Consider the following 6,507-nt stretch of genomic DNA (forward strand, 5'->3'; position numbering starts at 1 on the left):
GTTAACTCCAACGGTTCCTGTTATCTTGCGCACGGTGCGCGCCCCCTTGAGGTTCAAGCTTTGAACAAGTCGTCCTTTTTTGCGTTGATACCTGTTGTCACGCCGCCGTAATCCGGTTACGCCTTGCCAAGGCAAGAGGTGACCGCATGTCGAAAGATCGAACAGCAGGCGAACGAGTGCGGCGATATCGGAACGCCCAAAGTCGGGAGCGCGGGATCCGCAGGGTCGAGGTGCAGTTGCCGGCTTGGGGCGTTCATGCCGTGAAGGCGCGCGCCGCCAGGTTGCGTTCCGCGCGCGAGCACGCCGATGCCGCACGGGCCGACATCGATCTGATCCTTGGAACCCTCAATGCGCCGCGGCCGGAGTGGATCGATGCGGAAACCCTGGTTTCTTGCTTGTACGCAGAGCAAGCTGATCCGCGATGGATCCCTCATATGAGGGCTTTCTTCGACGAAATATCTATCGGCGCAATTCATGACATCGTTCTCGCCGGCGTCGTGGATTTCGAAACGCTCTATCGCGCAGCACGCACTTGGAGGGCGCTGGATGGAAACGCTGCCCCCTGGATCAAGGAAATGGCCGACCTCAAAATGGAAGGCCCTGCTCCGTGATGCGATCCGGATTCTTGATGCGAGCGCTACCCCGACGCCCTGGCTTTTTGGCGGCGGAACCGCACTTGCCGTCCACTACAAGCACCGGGTGAGTTATGACGTCGATATCTTTGTGCCCAGCCAGGATGCGTTGCGAGACCTTGCTCCGCAACGCAATGCGATTACAAAATCCGTTCTCGGAGAAAACAAGACCAACCTTCCGGGCAACTATCTCAAGCTAAGGTTCCCGTACGGAGAGATCGCCTTCATCACGGGCGGGCGCCGGACGGACACACCTTCCCAAGCATGGGAGTTTGCAGGGCGCGTGATCGACATCGAAACGCCATGGGAGACCGCGACCAAGAAGATGTTCTTTCGCGCCTCGTCCCTGAAGATCCGCGATATCTTCGACATAGCGGCCGTCATCGATCACCACGGAGACGAGCTCAGAGAATGCCTTCCGGAGGTCGAAGATCGCCTTCCCAATGTGCTGGACCGTGTCAAATCACATCAGCCAGCCTACGAAAGAAGAGTTCTGGGCGAGATCAATGCCACAAAGACGGGCCGCAAATACATGACCGCCGCCGCCATCGACTCCGTCGTTGGGTTTCTCGAGGACTGGGCTCACAGGCCGACTTGCGATCTCTGATAGCCGCCTTCCTTCGTCCCTAGCTCCTATAGCGCGACAATCTGGGTGAGATGCTGGCGACAATCAGGATGAGAACGTGGGGGTGGGGTCTCGCAGGGAGGGTGTAGCCCCACTGGAGAGGCTCCACCCCCGCGTTGCGCCCGGAAAGGGTGTGTGTCTGACGGTCGTGGCCGGCTCGGATAGGGAATGATTTTCTGCGCAAGGAGATCGTTCATGCCAGGCCTTCATGTCACCGACCAACAAACGAGGCTTTTCATGACGCTCAGACAGACTCATTCCACTCCCGTGGCCGCAGCGAAGACCGGGATCAGCCAAGCAACGGGCTATCGGCTGCAGGCCGACCCGTCTTTGCCATCTCAGAAGAAGGCCCCTCGCGGTCAACGTCGTCCGGATCCGCTTGCCGACATTTTCAACACGAAGGTCGCGCCGCTGCTGCGCTCCTCACCGGGGATCCGGCCTGTGGCGGTTCAAAATTGCGGGTTTCGGTAATTCCCGGACAAGCATTTCAGTAATTCCCGGACACGCGTTTCGGTAAATCCCGGACAGTGATTTCGCTAATTCCCGGACAGTTCCGGGAGGGGTTGGGCAGGGTTGGTCATCGCCTGCGCCGCCACGGCATTCTGCCGGTCTTGAACAAGGCCGGGAGGGAGCATGCCGAGACGGAAGCAAGCGAGGCGCACGAGTGTGCAAGACATTCGAACGATACTGCGACTGACGCATGACCAGGGGCTTTCGGCGCGCGAGGTTGCCGCACGCCTGAAGCTGAGCAAGACGACCGTGGCAACCTACCTGAACCGGGCCCGGGAAGCCGGGCTGGACTGCTGGCCTCTTCCTGCTGGTCGAGATGACGATGCGACGCTGAGGCAAGTTCTGTTCCAGCGTGTCGGGCGGCCGCCCCGGGATCTGAGCGAACCTGATTGGCCGAAGATGGCGGCCGAGATGAAGCGCAAGGGCGTGACCTTGCTGCTGCTCTGGGAGGAGTATCGCGCGGCCCACCCCGACGGCTATGGCTACACCTGGTTCTGCGAACGCTACAGGGAGTTCGAGAACCGGATCAGCCCTCGGTATCGCAACCGCCACGAAGCGGGCGCGGTGATGCAGACCGACTATGCCGGCCATACGATCCCGGTAATCGACCCCGCGACAGGTCAGGCGCGCCGCGCCCAGATCTTTGTCGCGGTGCTTGGCGCATCCAACTACACCTTCGCCTGGGCCAGCCTCAGCCAGAAGCTGCCCGACTGGATTGACGCCCAGGTTCGGGCGTTGCAGTTCTTCCGCGGCGCGCCCAAAGCGATCGTGTGCGATAATCTCAAGGCCGCCGTGGTCAAGCCGCTCTGGTTCGAGCCGTCGGTGACCAGGACCTTCTCCGACATGGCGACACATTACGACACGACCGTGCTGCCCACGCGGCCGCGCAAGCCCCGCGACAAGGGCAAGGTCGAGGGCGCGGTGCTGATCGTGGAGCGCTGGATCCTGGCCCGGCTGCGCAACCGGCAATTCTTTTCCATCGAGGCACTCAACGTGGCCATTGCCGAGTTGCTCGAGGATCTCAATGCCCGGACCATGCGGCGGGTGGGCCGCTCCCGGCAGGAGCTCTTCGAAGAGATCGAACGCGCCGCGCTGAGACCCTTGCCCGACACACCGTTCGAGTACGCGGAATGGAAGCAGGCCAAGGTGCATCCCGACTATCATATCGAGGTGCTCCACAGCTTCTATTCCGTGCCGCACCGCCTGATCGGCCGGCAGGTCGATGTGCGCCTGACACATCGCATGATCGAGATCTTCCACAACAACCAGCAGGTGGCCTTGCATCACCGCCGCGGGCCGCGTGGCGGCCACACCACCATCAAGGAGCACATGCCCAAGGCCCATCAGCGCCATGGTGGCATGACGCCGGAAAGCCTCATTCGCAGGGCAGCCCGGACCGGCTATCACACGGCCGCGCTCGTTGAACGTCTGATGCGCGACAGGCCGCATCCCGAACAGGGATATCGATCGGCCCTCGGCGTCCTCGGCCTGCAACGGCAGTTCGGGGCAGACAGATTGGAAGCTGCCTGTAATCGCGCCCTGACGGTCGGAACCATCTCCTATGCCTCGGTGCGCTCCATCCTCGTCACCGGGCTCGACCAGGCCCCGGAACCGCCAGAGCCGATCACCGCGACACCGGTCCACGACAACATCCGTGGCGCCGGCTACTACCAGTAACCCTCAGCACAGAAGGATCAACACATGCTGACACATCCCACCCTCGACCAGATGGCCGCGCTTGGCCTGACAGGCATGGCCGACGCCTGGAAGGCTCTCGCCGGACAGGACCCGGGCCAGGCTCTCGATCGCAATGAATGGCTCGGCCTCATGCTCGACCGGGAAGTCTCGACAAGGGCCGACAAACGCTTCGCCAACAGGCTGCGCAACGCCAGGCTGCGCTTCCCCGACGCCTGTATCGAAGACGTCAACTTCGCCGCAAGCCGCGGCCTCGACCGCCGTCAGATCCTCGCGCTGGCACAGGGCGAGTGGATCAAGGCAAAGGAGCAGATCATCCTCACCGGCCAGACCGGAACGGGTAAAACCTGGCTGGCCTGCGCCTTCGGCCATCAAGCCGCCCGGCTCGACCACTCCGTCCTCTATGTCCGAATGCCGCGGCTCTTCGAGGACATGGCCATGGCCCGCCTCGACGGGCGATTCCCCAAGCTGGTCGACAAGCTGGCCCGCGTCCAGCTCCTCATTCTCGACGACTGGGGGACCCATGGGCTGACCAATCAACAGCGCCTCGACCTCCTCGAACTCTTTGAGGAACGCTATCAGCGGCGATCCACCATCATCACCGCTCAGCTCCCCGTCTCAGCCTGGCATGACATGATCGGTGAACCCACAATCGCGGACGCCATCCTCGACCGGATCGTCCACAATGCTCACCGCGTCGACCTCAAGGGAGACAGCATGCGGCGGCCAGATCAAAACACGAACTTGACCCCCCCCTGAAAACACCGAAACGATGCATACCGAAACATGACTGCAGGAAGATAATCAGCCGTGCCCGGACTGTCCGGGAATTACTGAAACGGCTGTCCGGGATTTAGCGGAATCGCTGTCCGGTAATTCTGAAATCCGCACAAAATACCAGCCCGACTTGGGCGGCATTGAAATCATTTGGTTTTTCGTCGATTTCAATACTGATTCAGAAAAACGGTCTAAAAATGGCTCCCAAATTTATTTGTGCTGGCTTTATGAACGCCTGCCGGTAGCGAAAAAATCGACACCCGCTCAGCGTGGGAGGGTTCACCGCTTTCATGGACTTGATCTTTTCTGATCAGAGCCCAATTCCTGCTTCGACGCGGCCGGTTTCGTAACGGGATCATTTCCGTCACCAGAGCCTTCCGCTCCACAAGCTGTCACCGGACGGACCGCGAAGTCCTCGCTACCGGCCAAATTCTTGAGGTTGATCGCTGCATTCACATCGCGATCATGCTGCGCGCCGCAATTGGCGCAGGTCCATGAGCGGACCGAGAGCGGAAGAGTTTCCGCTTTAGTATTGCATGCCGAGCAGATCTTGCTGGAAGCATAGAATCTGTCGGCGACCATAAGGGCACCACCGAGACGCTCGAGCTTATAGCTCAGCTGGCGGCGAAATTCGTAAAAGCCCATGTCCGAGATGGCGCGGGATAGATGCCTGTTCGCCATCATGCCGCGAACATTGAGATCCTCAATGACCACAGCGCTGGCCTTGCGGGCCAGCCCGGTCGTGAGCTTGTGCAGCCCATCCTGCCGGATATTGCGGATGCGCGCATGGAGCTTCGCGATCTTGGCGCGAGAACGCGCGCGGTTCTTCCCGCCTTTTGCCTTTCGCGCATGGGACCTCTGGAGCCTGGCGAGCCGCTTCAGGTTTCTGCCCAGAGATTTCGGACCGGCGAACTTGCGGCCATCGCTCAGGGTTGCCAGGTCGGTAACACCGAGATCGACCCCGAGAACCTCCTCGTCGGGACGCGGCGTAAAGCTGTGATTGATCTCGACCGCAATAGCCGCGAACCACCGCCCAGCCTCTCGAGAGATAGTCACGGATTTCAGGGCTGGTTCCCTATCCGGACCAAAACGCAGATCTTCACGCATGCGCACCCATCCAATGCGCGGCAGTTTCAAACGTCGACCCTCGATACGGAATGTTCCAGGGCCGTTGTCAGGCCGGAAGCTCTCCCGGCATCGATCCTTGGCTTTGAAGTTGGGGTAGCGGGCGCGCCCGGCAAAGAAGCCCTTGAATGCTGCCCCAAGATTCTTGATCGCCTGTTGCGGAACTGCCTTGGGCGCTTGCAGCATCCAGGGGTATTCGGTCCCCTTGATTGCGTTGAGTTCACGGCGCAACGCCGCCTCGTTGGGCTTTGGCAGGGCGTTGTCCGCGCGGTGCGCGGAATATTGCGATTTCCAGCGATCGAGGGCCCAGTTCCAGCTGAACCGGGCGATACCGGCGCATTGGGAGAACAGCTCGTCTTGCGTCTTGTTCACATCAAGAGCGACGCGATGAACCGTCATGATCCGGGTAGATACCATTGCTCCGTCAAGCGCCACCATCGACTCCTTCGGCCGCGGCCTTGATTTCGGCGATCGGCTTGGCATTCTTTCGGGAGCGTGCGCCGTAAAGGCGGGCGCTAAAGACCGTGATGATTTCGAGGACATCGCGCGCGAGATCCTCTTCGAAGCTGGTGTCTTCGCCTTGGTTCAGGATCACGACCTCGACCCCCTTCGCCTCGCAGATCGCGAAGACGAGCTCGGCGCCGAAACGCAGCAGTCGATCCTTGTGGGTGATGACCAGGCGACCGACGCGATCCTCGACGATGTCTTCGAGCAGTCGCTTGAGGCCTTTCTTGCGATAATTCATGCCGGAGCCGAGATCAGTGACGACCTCGTAGGTCCAGCCCTGCCCGGCGCAATAGGCCTCGAGCAGATGCGCCTGGCGCTCCAGGGCCGGCTTCTGGTCATGGGAGGAGACCCGGGCATATGCGACTGTGCGTCGGGCGGTATCATCCTGCTGCCGATGAAGCTCCGGCTGAAGCTTGGCGAGGTCATAGCGGCGCCGGCCGCCCTCGGTCACGCGGGCGGGCTTGAGTTTGCCGCTCTCGTCCCATCTGCGCAGGGTGAGGGGCGTTACGCCCAGGGCCTTTGCGGCCTCACCTATTCCAACTAGAGCGGATTCAAATTATTCCTGATCATATCCTGCGGCAGCGAAATAGTTTTTACACTCGGTGGGGGTGAAGGCTTGGATTGCGGATGCGATGG

The 6,507-nt window shown here is 60.9% G+C and carries 6 protein-coding genes and 1 pseudogene; 5 read left to right on the forward strand and 2 right to left on the reverse strand.

The genetic code is table 11. The annotated features are described in order from the left end of the window. Positions 1 to 146 precede the first annotated feature (146 nt). The 5 genes and pseudogenes from FHS78_RS04355 (at position 147) to istB (ending at position 4,221) form a co-directional block, all read left to right on the forward strand. Entirely contained in the window at positions 147 to 611 is a 465-nt protein-coding gene (locus FHS78_RS04355) for a hypothetical protein (protein WP_167090716.1), read from the forward strand. Further along, positions 547 to 1,239, forward strand: coding sequence for a nucleotidyl transferase AbiEii/AbiGii toxin family protein (locus FHS78_RS04360; RefSeq protein WP_167090719.1), 693 nt, complete (start codon positions 547 to 549; stop codon positions 1,237 to 1,239). Before FHS78_RS04355 ends, FHS78_RS04360 begins: the two co-directional genes overlap by 65 nt. Positions 1,240 to 1,452: 213 nt before the next feature. Next, positions 1,453 to 1,707 (forward strand): annotated as a pseudogene (locus FHS78_RS04365) (IS21 family transposase); the annotation flags it as partial. 183 nt (positions 1,708 to 1,890) lie between these two features. After that, complete coding sequence (gene istA, locus FHS78_RS04370; protein ID WP_167090725.1) at positions 1,891 to 3,444, forward strand: IS21 family transposase; 1,554 nt, start codon at positions 1,891 to 1,893, stop codon at positions 3,442 to 3,444. Positions 3,445 to 3,468: 24 nt separating this feature from the next. Then, positions 3,469 to 4,221 carry an IS21-like element helper ATPase IstB gene (istB, locus tag FHS78_RS04375; RefSeq protein WP_167090729.1) on the forward strand — a complete coding sequence of 251 codons (753 nt, stop codon included), beginning with the start codon at positions 3,469 to 3,471 and terminating at the stop codon, positions 4,219 to 4,221. A 306-nt stretch (positions 4,222 to 4,527) separates the two neighbouring features. Here istB and FHS78_RS04380 read toward each other — a convergent pair whose 3' ends face one another. Continuing rightward, positions 4,528 to 5,802, reverse strand: a complete 1,275-nt coding sequence (locus tag FHS78_RS04380; RefSeq protein ID WP_205305184.1) for an RNA-guided endonuclease InsQ/TnpB family protein — start codon at positions 5,800 to 5,802, stop codon at positions 4,528 to 4,530. Continuing rightward, positions 5,789 to 6,406, reverse strand: a complete 618-nt coding sequence (locus tag FHS78_RS04385; protein ID WP_167090782.1) for an IS607 family transposase — start codon at positions 6,404 to 6,406, stop codon at positions 5,789 to 5,791. Before FHS78_RS04385 ends, FHS78_RS04380 begins: the two co-directional genes overlap by 14 nt. Positions 6,407 to 6,507: the final 101 nt, after the last annotated feature.

The sequence above is a fragment of the Parvibaculum indicum genome (assembly GCF_011762095.1).
Classification (GTDB): Bacteria; Pseudomonadota; Alphaproteobacteria; order Parvibaculales; family Parvibaculaceae; genus Parvibaculum; species Parvibaculum indicum.